The following is a 20443-nucleotide window of genomic DNA, read 5'->3' as shown; positions in this document are numbered from 1 at the left end:
TCGTTTATCATGAGTCAAGAGAATCCTTCTTCACAATTGGATGTGGAATTTATTTATTTGCCTGTTATCAATTATTCCATGCAGCAAAACCGGATACCTGTTGTCCGGTTACTTTCTATTAAAAATAATACAGAACATCCGCTTGCGGATTTAAAGGTATTTCTAACTCTGGAGCCTGAATTTGCATCAGTTTCACCGGTAATGGTAGAAAAATTAGCTTCCGGTGAGATTATTACAATAACCGGATTAAATCTGATGCTGGACCCTTCTTTTTTTATTCAGCAAACCGAACGCTTGTCCGGTACTATCGTTCTGGTAGTTTCTGATGAAAAAAACGTATTTTTTCAAGAGAAGTATCCTGTTGATATCCTGGCTTTTGATCAATGGGGAGGCATTCAGGTATTGCCTGAACTTTTGTCTGCATTTGTGGTTCCTAATCATCCGGTACTTACAGGAGTTCTTTCGCGGGCGTCATCTATCCTGAAAGAGTGGTCCGGTAATTCTTCATTGGATGCTTATCAGAGTTGTAATCCCAATCGGGTGAAGTTACAATTGGCGGCTCTGTACGAGGCTATTAAAGAACAGCATATTGCATACTGCACGCCTCCGTCCAGTTTTGGTGATGCCGGTCAGCGAGTCAGGCTTTCGGATAATGTACTTTCCGGTAAATTAGGGACTTGTTTGGATCTGTCACTGTTGTATGCTTCATGTGCCGAAGCCATGGGGTTGCATCCGTTGTTGGTGATCATTCAGGGACATGCTTTTGTGGGATGCTGGTTGATTGACGGGACATTTCCTGATGCGGTGAACGATGACCCTTCGTTATTGACCAAACGAACGGCGGACGGTATCAACGAAGTTATTTTGCTGGAAGCCACTTGTATGACCGATGGAAACAATGTGACTTTCGATACCGCAGTCGGGCTGGCTAATGACAAAATGTTGGCTGTGAATGACTTTACTTGTTTTATAGATGTTGCTCGCAGCCGTTTTGCTCATATTTTGCCTTTACCTCAACGGGTTATGCATGGGAAAGCATGGACTGTGGGTCCGGAGGTAGCTCAGATTCCTAAAAGCGGGTTGTACATTAGTCCTGTTAGTGCTCCGGAAGAGATTAAGCAATATGATTTGGATAATCAGGATAGTTATGTGGAATTCACCAAACAACTTTTGTGGGAACGAAAGTTACTTGACCTGAGTCTACGTAATAATTTTCTGAACCTGCGTATTACCCGTAATGCCCTTCAAGTGATCTCTGCGGATATAGATAAGATGGAAGATGCTTTTTCGGACGGAACAGAATTTCAGATTTTGGGTAAGCCCTCTGATTGGGATAATCCGTTGTATGACTTCGGGCTTTATGGCACTTTAACGGAATCGGATCCGATGATTGATTTGATTAAGCAGGAGCTGACTCAAAAAAGATTGAGAACCTATCTTACCGAACAGGATCTGAAGAAATCGCTTACTTATTTATATCGTTCTTCCAGAATAGCATTGGAAGAAAATGGTGCAAATACTTTATATCTTGCCTTGGGGCTGCTGAGGTGGTATGAAACCGAACATAGTGAGCGTCCTCGCTATGCCCCGATATTGTTACTTCCTGTTGAGATGATCCGTAAGTCGGTATCCAAAGGATATATTATCCGTGCCCGTGAAGAAGAGAGTATGCTTAACATTACCTTGTTGGAGATGTTGAGACAAAACTTTGGCATCACTATTTCTGGGCTCGATTCATTGCCGAAAGATGAAAATGGAACCGATGTGAAACGTATTTTCTCAATCTTTCGGAAAGCTGTGATGAACGAAAAGCGTTGGGACGTAGAAGAACAGGCTATTTTGGGTACTTTTTCATTCAGTAAGTTCATCATGTGGAATGACATTCATTCGAATGCCGAAGAGTTGAGTAAAAATAAGATTGTCGGCAGTTTGATGAGTGGTAAAATGGAATGGGAGGTTGCAGAAGTCGATGCCAATGCCGTAGAACTGGATCATGCTTTAACTCCTGCTGATATTGCGTTGCCTGTCAGTGCCGATTCTTCGCAGCTTGAAGCGGTTTATGAAGCTGTAAATGAGAAAAGCTTTATTTTACATGGACCTCCGGGAACTGGCAAGTCACAAACCATTACGAATATTATAGCCAATGCACTGTATCAGGGTAAACGGGTATTGTTTGTGGCCGAAAAAATGGCTGCACTCTCCGTAGTTCAGAAAAGGCTTATGAATATAGGTTTAGCTCCGTTCTGCCTGGAACTGCATTCTAATAAAGCACGAAAGACAGATGTACTGAGTCAGCTGAAAGAATCAACTGAGATCTTTCGTTATAAGGAACCGGAAGAGTTTAAGGAAGAGTCGGAAAGGCTGTTTAAAATGCGTCAGCAGATTAATGGATATGTAGAGGCATTACACCGAATATATCCTTGTGGCATATCTGTCTACGAGGCTATCACCCGTTATAGCTCCATTGACGAAACAGAAGAAATAATGATACCCGCTTCTTTGCTTGCTTCGTTGACTAAGGAGCAATTCAATGAATGGAATCATGCTGTGGAAGAGTTGATCGGAGTTGGAAAAGTAAGTGGACATTCCCATCAGCATCCTCTCACAGGAATCAATATAATGGAGTACTCTTCTCAACTGAAAGAAGAAGCGGATAAACTTCTGAAAGACTATATGATTCTGTTGCAGAAGATGGAAGAGAAGATGAATAGATGCTTCTCAAATTATGGAATAGGGAATAAATGCACAGAGAAGCTATTGGATAACTTTGTTCGGTTCATCCGAATCCTAATGCAACTTCCTGGTATGACCGGTAACTTGATGTTGTTAACCGATCTTGACGAGAATGTTGATAAGATAGGCCGGATCATTGAACATGGACGAAAAAGAGATGAATTTTGCAATCTGCTAAAACAATCATTTGAAGACACTTTTCTCACTTTACCGGTGCAGCAAAAGATCTCGGAATGGAAAGATATTACACAGAGTTGGTTTCTGCCTCGCTTGTTAAAACAACGGAAGTTTTGTAAGGAACTGTCTCTCTTTTCGCTTCAGGGCCGTGTCAATAAAGAACAAGTTCTTCCCGCTTTGCAACAATTGCTCTTTTATCAGCAGCAAAAACAGGAAGTAGATAGCAGTAGTCGTTGGTTTGAGGACTTATTTGGGAATAAATCCCATCCCGGTGAAGAGCAATGGGACGATATAGAAGTGATGAGCAAGGCTATACTCCAATTGAACAGGCTTCTGGTGGAGGTAGTGGATGATCCTATGTCTATACGGCGAGTTAAGGAGAAACTGGCGGAACAACTCTCTGGGGGGTATTCTTTGTTCCGGCAAATGAATCGGGAGTTGTTGGAAGGTTTGGTATACGACTGGGAGTGTATAAAGCAATTGGAAAAATCGATGTTGCAATTATTGGGCGTTTCCAAAGAGGTGCTTCATGCTTGTGAAGACGACTGGCTGGCAGGAGCGTCACGACAATGTGAGATTTGGGCAAGGAACACGGATAAGTTGAAAGATTGGTATCGTTGGCTGAATGTATCTCGTCGGTTCGAGGCTTGTGGCTTGACTTCTGTATTTGCAGCATATACGGAACGTAACTTGCCTGCCGAACGGATGATGAATATTTATTTGAAAGGGTTTTATCATAGTTTTATTGAATATGCCATCGGGAAGGAGCAGGTTCTGCAATTTTTTAACGGGGAGCTGTTCAATGACAGTATCCGGCGTTTTCGTGAATTGAATACGGAGTATCAGGAATTAATAAAAAAGGAACTTTATACAAAACTGGCTTCTAATATCCCATCGTTTGTACTTGCGGCTGCCCAAAGTTCGGAGGTTGGTATTTTGCAGAAATGTATTCGCAGTAACGGACGTGGAATGTCTATTCGTAAGTTGTTCGATTCGATTTCCAACTTATTGTCACGTATGTGTCCGTGTATGCTGATGAGTCCAATGTCAGTAGCGCAGTATATCAATGTGAACCACGATAAGTTTGATTTGGTTGTATTTGATGAGGCTTCACAGATGCCTACTTGTGAAGCCGTAGGTGCTATTGCCCGTGGAAATCATGTAGTCGTTGTAGGTGATCCGAAACAAATGCCCCCGACTAATTTCTTTACCAGTAATTCAGTTGATGAAGAACATATAGAGATAGAAGATCTGGAAAGTATCCTGGATGATTGCCTGGCTTTGTCTATGCCTTCTAAATATTTGTTATGGCATTATCGCAGTAAACATGAAAGCCTGATTGCTTTCAGCAATTCTCAGTATTATGATAATAAGTTGCTGACTTTTCCATCTCCGGATGATCTGGCTGCCAAAGTTACTTTAGTACCCATCGAGGGATATTACGATAAGGGTAAAAGTCGTCAGAATCAAGCTGAGGCACAGGCGGTAGTAGACGAGATTGTTCGCAGACTTTCCGATCCGGAATTGAGAAATCAGAGTATAGGTGTTGTAACTTTTAGTTCCGTACAGCAGACTTTAATAGAAGACATGTTATCGGATGTTGTTTTACAGAACGCAGAATTAGAGAATCTTGCATTCAATCGTGAAGAACCTGTTTTTATTAAGAATCTGGAAAATGTGCAAGGGGATGAACGGGACGTTATTCTTTTTTCTGTAGGTTATGGTCCGGATGTCAACGGAAGGGTGAGTCTCAATTTCGGACCGTTGAATAGGGATGGTGGCGAACGTCGTTTGAATGTGGCAGTGTCACGTGCCCGATATGAGATGAAAGTCTTCTCTACATTAAGAGCCGACCAGATTGATCTGAAAAAGACATCTTCTATAGGAGTGGCAGGTTTGAAATATTTCCTTGAATATGCAGGTAAGGGTACCGGAGTTTTGAATCATTCTTATGCAGCGGTATCCGAAGAGGTCGAAATGGGTGAGCTGATTGCTGCGGCACTTCGTGAAAAAGGACATCAGGTGAAAACCAAAATCGGATGTTCCGGATTCAAAGTAGATGTAGGTATTATCGATCCTAATGATACCTCCCGTTATATGCTCGGGATTTTGTGTGATGGCGAGAATTATCGGGCTGCAAAAACAGCTCGGGATAGGGAGATTGTGCAAGACAGTGTACTGAAAATGTTGGGATGGAACATTTGTAAAGTATGGACTCTGGATTGGTGGGAAGACTCACAGAAAGTTATTGACCATATAGAGGCGGAATTGAAAAGAGCAGAGTGCGGAAAATCGCAACGATCCGTTCCGGTGATTTCTTTGGCTTCAGGATCGGGAGAAGTGCAAAAAGAGGGTTTACTATGCCATGCACAACACTGCTTAGTGAAGTTGCCGGAGCTAGTAATTCGGGAAGAAGTGAAGGCTGCGCCACCGGAGATCTATGAAAAAACTCTTTTAAACTCTGTAAATGTATCTGCTTGGGAATTGATGATGCCACGCCGGGAGCCCCGTATCAGAAAACAATTGAATGAGATCATGCGTACGGAGGCTCCGATTAGCCGTTCATTGTTAAGCAGCAGAATCTTTAATGCTTATGGCATTCTTCGGAAGACAGCTCGCCTGATTGAATGGATGGATGGTATACTGGATAAAACTCCTTATTACAAGCAGGAAATTGATGGATTGGTTTTCTACTGGAATACCAAGGAAGAAGCAGACTCGTATACCGGATTCCGCATAGACTCCAAGCGTGAAGCCGTAGATTTACCTCCTCGTGAGGTAGCCAATGCGGCTCGGAATATACTGGAACAGCAGGTCGCTTTACCTTTGGTTGACTTAATGCGGGTAACCGCCCAGTTGTTGGGGTATGCACGTTTCGGGTTGAATGTGGAGACTGCCATGCGCAGGGGAGTGCAAATACTGTTGGACGGAGAAGAGGTAAAGATCGAAGGGGGTAAGATACTTATGAAGTAGTCCGATCCGGATCAGTTGCCGTGTTTTCTTGCTGGTAAATTTCATCATTTTTCAATTTATGTCCGCAGTATTTACAATAAGTGGCATTCTCTTCGTGCCCCGTTTTATGACAGTTGGGACATTGTAAGTCTTTTAATTTTTTGTATTCTTTCATCATGGATGCAGAGACGATACCTGTAGGGACAGCAATAATTGTGTAACCGATCAGCATCACGCAGGCAGAAAGAAATTTGCCAAGAGCGGTAGCAGGAGTGATGTCTCCATAGCCTACGGTGGTCATGGTGACAATGGCCCAATAGATACTATTCGGAATGTTATTAAATTGTGTATTGGGTTGAGTCCCTTCAATCATGTACATTAAAGTGCCGATGGCAACGACGAGGATGACAACAAAGAGGAAAAAGACGGCGATCTTTTTGCTGCTTTCCCGCAGGGAAGTGAGTAGACGTTCACCTTCGAGCCAGAAGTTGAACAACTTGAATATTCGGAATACCCGGATAATCCGGAAAGCACGTATAATCAGCAGATAGCGTGCTCCGGGCAGGAAGAAGGCAAGGTAGAGTGGCAATGTAGCCAGAAGATCGACAATACCGAAAAAACTGAAAATATATTTCCGTGGATTGGGTGAGCAATAGATGCGGGTGACATATTCAAAGGTAAAAAAAACTGTGAAAAGATATTCAAGCACGATAAAGGGAGTGGAAAGCCAGGAAGGCAGACCTTGAAGGCTTTCGATTATAGCAAGCAGGATACTCAGCAGAATACATATGATAAGGGTTACGTCGAATGCTTTCCCTGCGGGTGTATCGGATTCGAAGATAATGACATACAGCTTATGCTTTAGCGGCTGATTATGCAAAAAACGATGGAGCCAAGAATCACTTTTCAATGTGCCAATATATTAATATACCAATGTACTCGTTTGATTAACCATTAGTCAATCACCCATTTATGTTCGTGAGGAACTGTTTTACGAGAATCATAATTCATACCCTCTTGCGTGGGTATATGTAAAACGTATTTCTTCCCGGTTTTGTTTTTTAGTGATGAACCTCGAAGCCAGGGGTTGGCATCGCGAAGTTGTGCATAGGTGATGCCTTGTTTCTGTGCAAAGTTGCTCAAGTCACTGATTTCTGTATCTACCGCCACTTCTTTGTAGGGGATGGCAGGGTAGAGATGTTCCCGCTTCAGCAGAAAACCGAAACGTTGAGGATTGCCGAATACCTCTTTTACAGCCAGTAGGCGGAACATGTAGCGTGAGGTTTCTTCTGCCAGCCAGAGGTCCATGGCATGATCCGCCAATTGTTTGTCCAGTTGAGAGGAAATACGTCCTTGTCCGGCATTGTAAGAGGCAGATACAGCCATCCAGTCGCCATATTTGGCATAAGCCTGCTTGAAATAACGGCAGGCGGCTGCGGTAGCTTTCTCAATATGATAGCGTTCGTCTACGTTATCATTTACTTCAAGACCGAATTCACGGGCAGTGACAGGCATAAATTGCCATAAACCGGCGGCACCGGCCGGTGAACGTGCTATCGGGTTGAGATTGCTCTCTATTACCATCAAATATTTGAAGTCGTCCGGAATACCGTTGGCTTTCAGTAATGGTTCAATGACAGGGAAGTAGCGGTTGGCCCGTTTAATCATTTGCATGGTGCTGGAGTGCATGTAAGTGAAGGACATCAGTTCGCGGTCCATACGTTCACGGCGGTCATAACGACGCAGGTCGATTGTGTCACCATCAAACACAGCTTGTTCGGGAACAGTGGGAGGAGTGACGCAATAAGGAACTTCGGATTGTACAGAGTGTTGTTCGCTGAGGCAAGTGCTGCCTACAAGGACAGGGATGCTGATGCCGATACCTAAAGCAAGTGCAGTAGTTAGAATATAGTTAATAGATGTATGTTTCATGACAATTATTATGTTAATTAGTGGGGTAAAGATAACCAAAAGGATTAAACCAAAAAGGATGTTCATACGTTAATTATATGTAACGGGTATCGGTAGTATCGGTGTCGATACTTATTTTCGCAGCCTCAAAATGCACATGAAGAAGTTTATATTAATCACCTTGACGTTGCTTTATGCCGTTGTTTCATCAGGCATAACGATTAATTTCCATTACTGCATGGGCCGTCTGGCGGATGTAGAGTGGGGAAGTGCGTCCGTTTGTGCATCGTGTGGAGAGAAGAAGATGACCTCACATTGTTGTAAGGACGAGGCGCATTACGTCAAACTGGCGGTAGATCAGGATGTGAACCACGTACCGGTAACTAATCTATTACCGGCAGTGACAGAACTGTTACCTGTGATGTATAGTGCTTTTATACCATTGGAGGCAGAAAGTCTGCGTCGAAGTGTTGCTTCTTTCAATTTCCCACCTTGGCAAACAGATATTCCGCTGTTTGTTCATCATTGTACTTATCTGATTTAGTTTTCACATAGCTTCTCTTTCGGCCAGAAAAGAAGAGAAAATTAGACCTTACTAATTTTAAAGTGAGGTAGGAGTCGTCATACCCATGTATCGATGGGGAATTGGCTCCTACTTTCTATTTTATTATCACTTTACTGATCCTTTTTGGCATTGCCAAGTGTTTACTAATTTAAAATAAATAATCTATCTGTATGATTAATAAAATAATTCGTTATTTCCTTGAAAATAGGGTGATAACTATTCTTCTGCTGACACTTGTCGTGGTTTGGGGAATTTCTACTGCGCCCTTTAACTGGCATGGGGGGATTGTGCCGCGAAACCCGATTCCTGTGGATGCTATCCCCGATATCGGTGACAACCAGCAGATTGTGGCTACGGAATGGATGGGACGTTCGCCTAAGGACATCCAAGATCAAATTACCTATCCGCTGACCACTTCATTGTTGGGTATACCGGGGGTGAAGACCATCCGCAGTTCGTCTATGTTCGGTATGTCGTTTATCTACATTATTTTTGAGGATGATATTGAGTTCTATTGGAGTCGTTCGCGCATTTTAGAGAAACTCAACTCGTTGCCTCCGGGCACTTTGCCCGAAAATGTGCAGCCTACGCTGGGGCCGGATGCTACAGCATTGGGACAAATCTATTGGTATACGCTGGAAGGGCGTGATCCTAAAACCGGGAAACCTGCCGGCGGCTGGAACGCTGAGGAATTGCGTACTATTCAGGACTTTTATGTCAAGTACTCTTTGTCTGCTGCCGAAGGTGTGTCCGAAGTAGCTTCAGCAGGAGGTTTTATCAAGGAGTATCAGATCGAGTTGAATCCGGATGCAATGTACTCGTTCAATGTGTCGGTGATGGATGTGATGAATGCTGTGAAGAAGAGTAACCTTGATATTGGTGCCGAAACAATGGAGGTGAATAAAGTGGAATACTTGATTCGTGGTCTTGGGTATGTGAAAAATGTGGCAGATATAGAGAATACGGTTGTTACCGTCCGTGAAGGGGTACCTGTACGTATTTCCGATATTGCCTTTGTGAATATCGGGCCGGGGACGAGACGTGGCGGCTTGGACAAGGAAGGAGTAGAGGCTGTGGGGGGCGTGGTGATTGCCCGTTATGGCTCCAATCCTCTGGAAGTAATTAATAATGTGAAAGAAAAGATACATGAGATGGATGCCGGAATGCCGCAGAAAACATTGGCTGACGGGACGGTGTCGAAAGTGACTGTCGTCCCTTTCTACGACCGGACGGGATTGATAAAGGAGACCATCGGTACATTGGAGACGAGCCTTTCGCACGAGATATTGATCTGTATTATTGTCATCATTGTGTTGGTACTTAACTTGCGGGCATCGGTTGTAATAGCAAGTATGCTGCCTATTGCCGTATTGGCTACATTTATACTGATGCGATATACCGGTATCGAAGCAAATATCGTGGCGCTGTCCGGTATCGCGATTGCCATCGGGGTGATGGTAGATGTGGGTGTGGTATTTGTCGAGAGTATTATCCGGTACATGGAGATGCCGGAGAATAAGGGTATCACGCGGGGTAAACCATTTGTCGGACTGATCTATAAAGCTGTAAGCGAGGTGTCGGGAGCTATTGCTACGGCAATGATTACGACTATTGTCAGTTTCTTACCCGTATTTGCCATGCAGGCGCAAGAGGGGAAAATGTTCTCTCCACTGGCATATACAAAAACTTATGCATTGGCATCAGCTTTTGTGTTGGGATTAATTTTGCTGCCTACATTGGCTTATATCCTTTTTTCGGTGCGGATTGACTCGAGGTTGATCCGGCGCGTAATGAACTGTGTGCTTATAGCAGCGGGTATTGTTTTGTTCGCCGTATACGATAGTGTCCCTGCATTGGGACTGACGGCGGTTGGAATCAATAACTTGCTTGCATATCGTTGGAAGAATCCTAAGACAGGCAATTATGTTAATATCGGTATTGCCCTGTTGGTAGCTGTTTTCTATCTGTCCGAAGAGTGGCTGCCGATGGGACCGCAACGGGGACTGTCGGTAAATGTGCTGTTTGTAGCCGGTTGCGTTGCCATCATTCTGGCTTTACTTTGGATACTGGTCATTTTCTACGAGCGTATTTTGCGTTGGTGTCTGGCCAATCGTTGGAAGTTTATGATGATTCCTGCAGCAACCGTCGTTTGTGGTTTCCTCATCTGGCGGAGTATCGGGCAGGAATTTATGCCCAGCCTGAACGAAGGCTCTTTTCTATTGATGCCTACCAGTATGCCTCATACGGGTATTGAACAGAATCTAGATTATGTGGAGAAACTCGATAAGCGGCTGGCGGCCATTCCAGAAGTAGAAACTGCCATCGGTAAGTGGGGACGTGTAAATTCCGCTCTCGATCCGGCACCGGTCCAGATGTTTGAGAATACCATTAATTATCGTCCCGAATATATCATCGGAGAAGACGGAAAGCGTGCCCGTTTCCGTGTGAATTATGATGGTGCATTCCTGCTGAAAGGTGGAGGTACATATAATCCTGCCAATGGTTTCCGGCTTATCCCTGCCGATAGTCTGGTGCCTGATTCGCGTGGCGACTATTTCCGCCAGTGGCGTCCGGAGATTAAGAATGCAAATGATATCTGGCAACAGATTGTCAATGTTACCCATTTGCCGGGACTGACCTCTGCACCGAAACTGCAACCTATTGAGGCACGGCTCGTAATGCTTTCAACCGGTATGCGTGCACCGATGGGGGTGAAGGTATACGGTCCCACACTGGAGGATATAGAGCAGGGAGGTAAGGCGATTGAGCAGGCATTAAAGTCTGTACCGTCTGTCATTCCCTCGTCTGTGTTCTACGACCGGGCGGTAGGTGCTCCGTATCTTGAAATAAAGCTGAATCGTGAGTCAATGGCACGTTATGGCGTGGCGGTGGGCGATCTGCAGGAAGTGCTCAGTGCTGCTGTTGGTGGCATGGCGTTGACCCGTACTGTAGAGGGGCGCGAGCGCTTCCCCATCCGGTTACGTTATGCACGTGAGTTGCGTGATAGTCCGGAGGCTCTTTCCATGCTACTTGTACCTACTGCTACCGGAATACAGGTACCTCTTAAAGAGTTGGCGGACATCGAATATTCCCGTGGTGCACAAATGATCCAGAGTGAGAACACTTTCCTGGTAGGTTATGTCATCTTCGATAAACTTTCAGGCCGTGCCGAAGTGGATGTGGTGAAGGAGGCGAGTAATCTGCTCGAGGCTAAAGTAAAAAGCGGTGAACTGGTTCTCCCCAAAGGTGTTTCTTATAAGTTTGCCGGTAATTATGAACAACAGCAACGTGCTACGGACCGGTTGATGATTGTTGTTCCGTTGGCTTTGCTCATTGTCCTGCTAGTACTCTATTTCCAGTTTCGTACGGTGACGGCCTCGCTGATTCATTTTTCGGGTGTATTCGTAGCTTTCGCTGGCGGTTTTATTCTCTTGTGGCTCTATGGGCAACCGTGGTTTATGAATTTCAGCATTGCGGGTGAAAACATGCGTGACCTCTTCCAGATGCATCCCATCAACCTGAGTGTAGCGGTCTGGGTAGGGTTCATTGCTCTCTTCGGTGTGGCCACGGATGATGGAGTATTGATGGGAACGTATATTCACCATGTTTTTCTGGAACGCGATCCCCGTACGAAATATGACATCCGTGAGGCGGTAGTAGAAGCCGGGCTGAAGCGTGTCCGCCCTGCTGCAATGACAACGGCGACAACACTCATCGCTCTGCTTCCCGTACTTACATCTACCGGAAAGGGAGCGGATATCATGGTACCGATGGCTATACCCACGTTTGGAGGAATGCTGATACAATCAATGACCATGTTTGTCGTCCCGGTATTACAATGCTGGTGGCGTGAGACTGTGGAGAGGAGACGTGAGAAGAAAAACGGAAGTGAAGTTTCTGAGCCGGTTACAGGCTCTCCCGGTATCTGATCTTCAGATGGGCATCCGGCATACTCCCTGATGGCTATCCGGGACATTCCCGGATATTTGGAATGTCCCCTCTGCCGGTCGTATGGGGCTGAAACCGTACTCATCATTATAAAGAATAACAGAATCAGAATCCGACAGTCTTCGATTCGTCTATCGGATTCACATAAAAACAATCAGATATGATAAACAAGAAACATATATCTTTACTCACCTTGGCGATATTCCTTTCGCTGAGTCATTTTGCCGTTTCGGCTTCGGCGCAGCCATCCGTTGTGGAGGTGCCTTCTGTTTCGGTGCAACCCTCTGTCGACAGCTTGTCCCACTATCTGGAACAGGCGGCACGCAGTAATCCGCAAGTCAATGCCGACTTCATGCTCTATAAAGCCTCTTTGGAGAAGATCCCTCAGGCCGGTGCTTTTGCCGATCCCGAATTGGAAATCGGTTTTTTCGTTAAACCTATGGAGACGCTGATGGGAAAGCAGATAGCCGACTTTACGTTGATGCAGATGTTTCCTTGGTTCGGCACTCGCAAGGCCGCCCGCAGTGAAGCTTCTGAGATGGCACGTATGGCTTACGAACAATTTCGTGATACACGTAATAATCTCTGGTACGAGGTTAAGGCCCAGTGGTATCAGCTTAGTAGCCTCAACGAGCAATATCACATTACGGAAGCTAATATCCGTCTTCTTTATCAACTCGAGCAGTTGGCACTGAACCGCTTTTCCGCTTCGTCGGCACAGGCAGCTCCCTCGTCGACTTCTGTAACGTCAGTTGCTTCGATGCCATCTGCACTTTCTTCGGGAAGTGGCATGTCCGGTATGGGAGGAATGGGCAGCCCGGCGCCTGCGGGGACTCCAGGTGTTTCTGCCGGCAGCTCTTCCGGTAGAGGCATGTCCGGCATGGGAGGCGGATCAATGGGAAACGTTGCTGTTGGTGGTATGTCCGATGTTCTCCGCATTCAAATGGAGCGTGCCGGATTGGAGGATAACCTTGCCAGTTTGCTTTCTGCCCGGCTGACCGTTCAAGCCCGGTTTAACGCCCTGCTCAACCGTCCGTCCGATGCTTCTGTCTGTGTACCCGATTCTCTGACACAACGCTTCTACCGGATAGACGGACAGCTCCTGCTCGACAGCATCTTCACCCGTAATCCCATGCTTGCCATGCTCGAGGCGGAGGGAGAAGCCTATCGTGCCAAGGCAAAGATGGACCGTCGCATGAGTTATCCTATGATCGGTATCGGTCTTCAATACTCTGTGGTCAATAAAGTGGCCGATCCGATGGGAATGCCCGATATGAACGGCAAGGACATGGTGATGCCGATGGTCAAGGTAAGTCTTCCGTTGTTCCGCCGGAAATACAATGCCCGGCAGCGGGAGAGCCATAACTACCGGATGGCAAGCGAACTGAAACGTGACAATGTACAGAACCAGTTGCAGGCTGAATACATTAACGTTCGCCAGCAGCTCGACGATGCCGCCCGTAAGGTGTCACTTTACGAACGGCAGTATGCCCTCTCTCTTTCTACCTGGCAGTTGATGGTGCGTGAATTTACCGCCGGGCGTCAATCGCTGACCGATGTGATTCAGGTGGAGCGCCAGATGCTCGATTATAAACTGAAAAAGAGTGAGGCCGTAGCCGCTTATAATACTACGGTGGCAGCCATAGAAAAGCTGATAGCCGACTGAAAATAAATAGAACCACTAAAATAGTAATTGTATGAAAAAGATATCAGATATTCTTCGTAAGAAGCAAGTACTTTATCCCCTGATTGCCCTTGCCGGCTTTGTGCTGGGATGGCTTTTGTTCAGCCCTTCATCTTCTCCGGAGTCTGCCGGGGGAACACATGCTGAAGCTCATAACCATGATATGCATGGAACGTCTCATGATCTGGTGCAGGACGAATCCGGTGTCTGGACCTGCTCCATGCATCCGCAGATTCGTCAGGACAAACCCGGCAAATGCCCTATCTGCGGTATGGACCTGATCCCTCTTAAGAAGAACGTTATTTCTGGAGGTGATGCTGTTTCCGATCCCGATGCCATCCGGCTCTCTGATGAGGCCATGGCTCTCGCCGATGTTCAGACTACCCGTGTCAGTCGCAGTAACCCCGTGAAGCAAGTCCGGCTGTACGGTAAGATTATTCCGGACGAACGTAGTTTGCAGTCGCAGACAGCTTATGTAGGCGGACGTATTGAACGGCTTGACATCGAGTTCACCGGCGAGACCGTACGTGCCGGGCAGACACTTGCTACTCTTTATTCGCCTGAACTTTTCACCGCCCAGCAGGAATTGCTCGAAGCGGTCCGTATGCAGCAACCCGCTCTTGTGCAGGCTGCCCGCGAGAAACTCCGCCTTTGGAACTTGACGGATGCCCAGATCGACGCTATCCAATATTCCGGCCAGGCGTCTCCTATGGTAGAGATTAAATCCAACACGAATGGGATCGTCATTGCCAAGCGGGTTAACCGGGGCGACTATGTTTCACAGGGGAGCATTCTTTTCGATATTGCCAACCTCTCCCGTGTGTGGGCCATGTTCGACGCTTTTGAGGTGGATTTACCTTTTCTTGCCAAAGGCGACCAGGTGGAGTTTACTCTTTCTGCCTTTCCCGGAAAGACGTATTCCGGGCGTATTTCATTCATCGATCCCATTCTTAATGCCACTACGCGCACGGCCCGGGTCCGCGTGGATGTAGCCAATCCCACTCTGGAGATGAAGCCCGAAATGTATGCTACTGCCCAGGTTGCTGCTCCTCTAAAGGGGTATAAAGACCGGATTGTTGTTCCGCAAACGGCTGTCCTCTGGACCGGCAAGCGTGCTGTGGTCTATGTGCGCCTGCCCGATACGGATACTCCCACCTTCCGGATGCGTGAAGTCACCCTTGGCCCCGCTCTTGGCGGAGCCTATGTGGTTCTCGACGGACTTTCCGATGGTGAGGAGATTGTGACCAACGGAGTCTTCTCCATCGATGCCAGTGCGCAACTCGAAGGCAAACGCTCAATGATGAACGAAGATGCTCCGGGAACTGCTCCCATGACCGGACACCAAGGACACAGCATGTCCGGTATGTCTGGCAGTCATGCTGTCTCTCAGGAAAGTGAACACGTACCGTTTGCCGTCCGTGGTTCTTGCGATATGTGCAAGGAACGCATCGAAACAGCCGCTAAAGGTGTCTCCGGTGTCCGGTCCGCTCATTGGGACCGGGAGAAACAAATGATCCACCTGCAACTCGACCCGTCAGAAACATCGGCCGACGCCGTTGCCAAAGCCATTGCCGCAGCGGGTCATGATACGGATAAGTACAAGGCTGTCAAAGCAGTTTACGATGCTCTGCCCGGCTGCTGCAAATATCGGGATGAGTAACGCTGTCACAGCGTAGGATAGAAGATAGGGGGATGTGTCAAAATTCACCACAGAGCAACACTGAGTTCTGTAGAGCGAACTTAATCTATTGATAACTAATGATGTTTATCTGTGTCAATCGCTGCAATCAGTGGTGAGCAGGAGTCTTGACACATCCTCTTTTTAGCAGCCTGCTCCTCATCCGGAAAGTAGAGGACCGCTACCGAACCTTTTCTTTTCCCGATTGTTGTACTTCAACAAACATCTTTCGGATGTGTACTATGCAATTGGATAGACAATGGACTTATAAAATAGATTTAACTGTAAAACAACTCAGGACCATCTAAGTATTCATAATCATTACAGAATGGCTAAAAAACATCGTAAAGAGAGCCTTGATGCCCTTTTCAGGGAAAAGGTATTGCTGGAAATGCTGAAAATAGCAGGAGTTGGTATGTGGACATACAGTACCGAAACGGGAAGATTACGTTACATTGGATTCGCCGATACCATCCATCGGCACGACGAATTGCAGTATGTCGATCCAGCGGATTATCTGAAATTGATGAACGGTGAAGATCTGCAGACCGTCACTCAATTTATGGCCGACATTCATGCCGGGCGTCCTCCCCAGGAAGGAATCCGTTATAAGATTCATGGCAACGGAGAGGACTTTTATCTTGAAAATCATGTTGTGACCTGCCAACCGCTGGGCAATGGATTCTATTATCTGAAAGGATACGTCAAGAATATAACCGCACAGGTGATGGAAGCCAACCGTCTGTGTATAGAGAAGGAGCGCACCGAACAGGCGGACCGGTTGCGCTCAGCCTTTTTTGCCCACGTCAGCAGGGAGCTGCGGGGACCTCTCAACCGAATAGAAGAACTTGCGTCGCAGATGGTACATGCCGAAAGTGTAGAGGAGCGGGAAGAGTGTTTCCACCGGATACAGGAGAACAGGCGGATGGCAATGAAAATAGCAGATGCCCTGCATGCGGTGTCGCAACTTCCGGTCAGCACATACGAGCCTTACCACTCACCCATGCAGCTCTGCCTGATATACCGTGACTTGTTGATGGAGAACGGCTACAGCCATAATCCGGAAGACGGAGAGCAGGAGGAGAATGCAAACTTCCTGTCGTTACTCTTTTCCTGATCAGAGACTGATCGTATAAATTACCCCCGGTTGGAAATTACCCGAAGTGGGTTTCACCAGATATGTCCTTTTCAACAGCGAAAGCAGCAGAACGACTTCTACCTTATAACTTGCTACTCCGGCAGGAACCATTACGGTATTGGTAACCGAACCTAGAAGGGGAACGGTCAATGTGATATCCGTCGTGGAACTGTCGTAGGTGACATTTCCGTTGCCGATGTCGAGCATACCTTTATTGTACACACCCAGCAGCTTGATGCTGGACAGTGCGCCCAATAGAGAAGTGTTCAGTTGGAGTTGGGTCAACACATGGTTGAATGTCAGGCTGACGGGCATGGTGCTGGTACTTCCTGTGGGAGTGCCTGCGGCATACATGATGTCTTCTGTTCCCGTCAGCGTGAAATGATAGGCAGGGGCGACACCGTTGCCCGGAGCCGTGATGTAATTGCTGCCGCTTGTGGCTGTCGTGCGCGGATAATAACTGTAGAAAATGACCCGTTTCCCTCCCAATGGATAATAGAGTTTGGGGTTGAAAGAGAGCTGGCTGCCGCTGATGCCGCTCGGTACCAGATTCAGGGCGAAAGGAGTGGATGTCCAGGGATATTGCCCGGCTATGCTCCCTTCGCTGACTGCGTAAATGCCGACATTCGACAGATTGCTTGCATCGATCGTTGTGACAGGTGCCCGCGTGGAGAGTTTTCCTTCTGCAATCGCCATCCGTATGGGTACAGGTTCTTCGGGTGGGAGGCAGTCGTCGCCCACACCATAGCTGCATCCTTGCGAGAGCAGCATCCAGCCCAATAAGATGAGGATAGTCCGTTTCATCGCCCCTTTCTTTCTTGATGTGACAGATTGCGCGGATATAGCTGTCGCCATCTCCTGCACAACCTGCGTGTTATGAGAACGTTTATTGTAATGTGGACGATCCGGTTCCTCCTGTCTGCCAGGCTGTCACACTGATAGAGGACGTGATTTCCTTCGGCGTAAAGGTAAGGGTGATTAAATGTGATTTTCCGACTTCGGTAGTGACCGAGATGGTAGATTCGGGATAAGTCACTCCGTCACTTGTGGTGACTGCCACCGTGAGGGCTTCGCCGCTTTTCACCATCGGATAGTTGTTGATTGTACTTCCGGCCGTTAGGATGGGGAATGTACCCGAAAGGGTAAGGTCTTTGGTGGTATACGTCAGGCTGGATGTATTCAGGTCCAGTGTGGCAGGTGTCTTTTGTTGCTTGATGACAAGACTGGTCACGTTGACACCCGATGCCGGATATCCTGCACCGGCCACAAGTTTGAATTGCAATTGCGTCAGCAGATGGTTGAAGACAAACGACAGTGCTCCTGCAGTCGCTTTCGTCCCTGAGGCTTGAGCGGTGAGCATCACGTCTTCTGTCCCATCGCCAGCCAGCGTAACTGTTTTGCCGGAAAGTGTCCCTGCCGGGTAGTAACCTCTGATATAGATGGGAGAATTATCCACCGGATAATACCGTGCCGGGCTGAAAGAGAGTGCGGCTGTCGGTGTGGGCGATGCCACAAACGTCACGGTGGAACTCCATGCATTCGTCGTATAGTCTCCGGTGGTGGCGGAGGCCACAAACGGAGCCGTTATATTGTCATTGGTCGATACCGGGGTGCGGGTTGCCACTCCTTGGATACCGGCACTTAATTTGATTTCCGTCACATCTCCCGCAGGTTCGGGATTGGTAGCACAGTCATCCTCCGAAGAGCAGCCCGAAAGGCCCATCGCGCAAGCTATTACAGCAAACATTAACTTTTTCATACTTCTGTTGTTTTAGGTTATCATACATTGATTTTACTGTTTGAAAATTGAACATCTCTGATTATGCGGTAATAACAAAAGCCGTATGTGTTGGTTCTTGAATCTGGAAAAGAACTTAATTTTATTTACCGGATGCAGGCTGCTTTCATTTTATAAGCGTATTTTTGCAGGAATCAAAAGAGAGAGACATGCAGCAAATTAAAGTGATCGCATTCGATGCGGACGATACATTATGGGATAATCAGGTGTTTTACGACAAGGTTGAGAGTGAATTTTGCCATTTACTTGCCGGGTATGGAACGGCGGAAGAAATCTCGTCCCGCCTATTCGCCATAGAGATGGAGAATATGGATATCTATAAATACGGGGCTAAGCCGTTCACGCTCTCCATGGTGGAGGCTGCCGTGAAGATTAGCCGGAACCGGGTGCCTGCCGAAGTGATCGGACGCATCGTGGAGATGGGAAAAGAACTGTTGGAGATGCCTATCCGTCTGCTCGGCGGGGTGACGGAAGCGCTTGAGACACTGAAGGATGACTATAAACTGGTTGTAGCGACCAAGGGCGACCTGCTGGATCAGGAACGTAAACTGCAACGTTCGGGAATCTCCCATTATTTTGATCATACGGAGATCATGACCGACAAGGCACCGCAGGATTATCAGCGGCTGATCTCTTCACTGGACGTTGCTCCACAATCTTTTTTAATGGTGGGTAACTCGCTGAAATCGGACGTGCTTCCGGTATTGTCATTGGGTGGGCATGCCATTCATGTGCCGGCCGAAGCTATGTGGAAACACGAGGTGATCTCCGGGACGGAGCGAGAGTATTTGATGATTCATTCGTTGGCGGAATTGCCGGCAGTGCTGAGAGGATAAAGCAGAAAACGAGGTTGCACAAGAGAATGACTTTGAAGAGTAGGCGGTGTACTTCCAAAGCAGTAACCACATTTCCAAAGTTTCCGTCAACGGAACCGTATGTTACAGATTACTCCTCTCTATCCGTGCGACACCATCTTCAATCCGATAATCGAACCGATTAACATCACTATAAAGAAGAGCCTCCAGAAGCCGGCAGGTTCTTTGAATACCAGAATACCTACAAGTACCGTACCCACGGCACCTATCCCCGTCCATACGGCATAGGCTGTGCCGATGGGAAGATTGTGTGTTGCTTTCACCAGTAACAGCATGCTGATCAGGGTTGCAATCAGGAATCCGGTAAACCATAAGTACATTTCTGTTCCGGTTGTTTCTTTCACTTTTCCCATGCAGAAAGTGAACAGTACTTCAAAGCATCCGGCAATCGTTAGGATAATCCAGTTCATATCATTTATTGTTTAGGGCCGTAAAGATAGGGATAAAAGTAAAGGAGACAAATAGATCGGATAAAGGAATCCGGCATTTTCCTTTTAAACTTTCTATTTCTAAAAGATGTGCAAAGATAACGTAAGCATGCTAAAAAACAAGTAGTTGTTTTCAAAGAACAGCTTGAATAGCATGAGGAAAAGATAGGTAAAGGAAAAGCGGAAGACATCTGTTGTGAACCGGTTGCCGACTACAAAAGTCTTTTGCCTTTTCATGAAAACCCGAAAGAACATTGAAGATGTAGCTATTGGTGAACTTGAAAAGCCGTTCATTGAGGACTGTTACACATGGATGCCCGGAACAGCAGGAAATGCAAATACCACAGCCTTGGGGCGCATCAACACCCTGACATGGTTATTGTGCATCGCACAGGAAAGGAGAGGGTTTCATAACTCACCACACAGGATTGCACAGATTTACACTAAACGATTTTTTTATCTGCTGATAACCAATACTGCTTATCTGTATACATCCGTGTAACCTGTGGTGAATACGAGTCTTGACACATCTCCTCATTTTGACCTTATAACGGGC

At 46.7% G+C, this 20443-nt stretch carries 12 protein-coding genes and 1 pseudogene; 8 read left to right on the top strand and 5 right to left on the bottom strand.

The window, feature by feature from the left end:
• The first annotated feature begins 9 nt into the window (after window positions 1-9).
• On the top strand, window positions 10-5883 hold the full coding sequence (locus tag BF9343_RS16255; protein ID WP_010993389.1) for a DUF3320 domain-containing protein: 5874 nt from the start codon (window positions 10-12) through the stop codon (window positions 5881-5883).
• Here BF9343_RS16255 and BF9343_RS16250 read toward each other — a convergent pair.
• Window positions 5873-6772: an ion transporter gene (locus tag BF9343_RS16250; protein WP_009292706.1), complete on the bottom strand. Its 900-nt coding sequence runs from the start codon at window positions 6770-6772 to the stop codon at window positions 5873-5875. The two genes, BF9343_RS16255 and BF9343_RS16250, sit on opposite strands and share 11 nt — an antisense overlap.
• Before the next feature lie 44 nt (window positions 6773-6816).
• The gene (locus BF9343_RS16245; protein ID WP_041926252.1) at window positions 6817-7794 is read right to left on the bottom strand and encodes a lytic transglycosylase domain-containing protein; all 978 of its coding nucleotides are present in this window, start codon (window positions 7792-7794) and stop codon (window positions 6817-6819) included.
• Window positions 7795-7930: 136 nt separating this feature from the next.
• On the opposite strand from BF9343_RS16245, the gene BF9343_RS16240 reads away from it, so the two are divergent.
• From BF9343_RS16240 to BF9343_RS16220, 5 genes are all read left to right on the top strand, one after another.
• The gene (locus tag BF9343_RS16240) at window positions 7931-8317 is read left to right on the top strand and encodes an HYC_CC_PP family protein (RefSeq protein WP_224223207.1); all 387 of its coding nucleotides are present in this window, start codon (window positions 7931-7933) and stop codon (window positions 8315-8317) included.
• 191 nt (window positions 8318-8508) lie between these two features.
• Window positions 8509-12267 (top strand): efflux RND transporter permease subunit, encoded by a 3759-nt coding sequence (locus tag BF9343_RS16235; protein ID WP_005797815.1) that lies wholly within the window; start codon window positions 8509-8511, stop codon window positions 12265-12267.
• A 179-nt stretch (window positions 12268-12446) separates the two neighbouring features.
• Window positions 12447-13952 carry a TolC family protein gene (locus tag BF9343_RS16230; RefSeq protein ID WP_008657265.1) on the top strand — a complete coding sequence of 502 codons (1506 nt, stop codon included), beginning with the start codon at window positions 12447-12449 and terminating at the stop codon, window positions 13950-13952.
• Window positions 13953-13983: 31 nt separating this feature from the next.
• Window positions 13984-15630 (top strand): efflux RND transporter periplasmic adaptor subunit, encoded by a 1647-nt coding sequence (locus BF9343_RS16225; protein WP_010993387.1) that lies wholly within the window; start codon window positions 13984-13986, stop codon window positions 15628-15630.
• Window positions 15631-15976: 346 nt separating this feature from the next.
• Window positions 15977-16765 carry a histidine kinase gene (locus tag BF9343_RS16220; RefSeq protein WP_005790342.1) on the top strand — a complete coding sequence of 263 codons (789 nt, stop codon included), beginning with the start codon at window positions 15977-15979 and terminating at the stop codon, window positions 16763-16765.
• On the opposite strand, the gene BF9343_RS16215 is transcribed toward BF9343_RS16220, so the two are convergent.
• Both BF9343_RS16215 and BF9343_RS16210 read right to left on the bottom strand, forming a co-directional pair.
• Complete coding sequence (locus BF9343_RS16215) at window positions 16766-17590, bottom strand: fimbrillin family protein (protein ID WP_032601254.1); 825 nt, start codon at window positions 17588-17590, stop codon at window positions 16766-16768.
• An 82-nt stretch (window positions 17591-17672) separates the two neighbouring features.
• Window positions 17673-18545 (bottom strand): fimbrillin family protein, encoded by an 873-nt coding sequence (locus tag BF9343_RS16210; RefSeq protein ID WP_005797807.1) that lies wholly within the window; start codon window positions 18543-18545, stop codon window positions 17673-17675.
• A 188-nt stretch (window positions 18546-18733) separates the two neighbouring features.
• Here BF9343_RS16210 and BF9343_RS16205 point away from each other — a divergent pair, with 188 nt between their 5' ends.
• Entirely contained in the window at window positions 18734-19420 is a 687-nt protein-coding gene (locus BF9343_RS16205) for an HAD family hydrolase (RefSeq protein WP_005790337.1), read from the top strand.
• A 119-nt stretch (window positions 19421-19539) separates the two neighbouring features.
• On the opposite strand, the gene BF9343_RS16200 is transcribed toward BF9343_RS16205, so the two are convergent.
• Entirely contained in the window at window positions 19540-19869 is a 330-nt protein-coding gene (locus BF9343_RS16200; RefSeq protein ID WP_005797806.1) for a DMT family transporter, read from the bottom strand.
• A gap of 147 nt (window positions 19870-20016) precedes the next feature.
• Here BF9343_RS16200 and BF9343_RS24200 point away from each other — a divergent pair.
• Window positions 20017-20287 (top strand): annotated as a pseudogene (locus BF9343_RS24200) (site-specific integrase); the annotation flags it as partial.
• Between the last annotated feature and the right edge of the window lie 156 nt (window positions 20288-20443).

The organism is Bacteroides fragilis NCTC 9343, assembly GCF_000025985.1.
GTDB lineage: Bacteria > Bacteroidota > Bacteroidia > Bacteroidales > Bacteroidaceae > Bacteroides > Bacteroides fragilis.
Note: the sequence above shows the minus strand (reverse complement) of the source record. Positions and strands in the feature narration are given on the sequence as shown.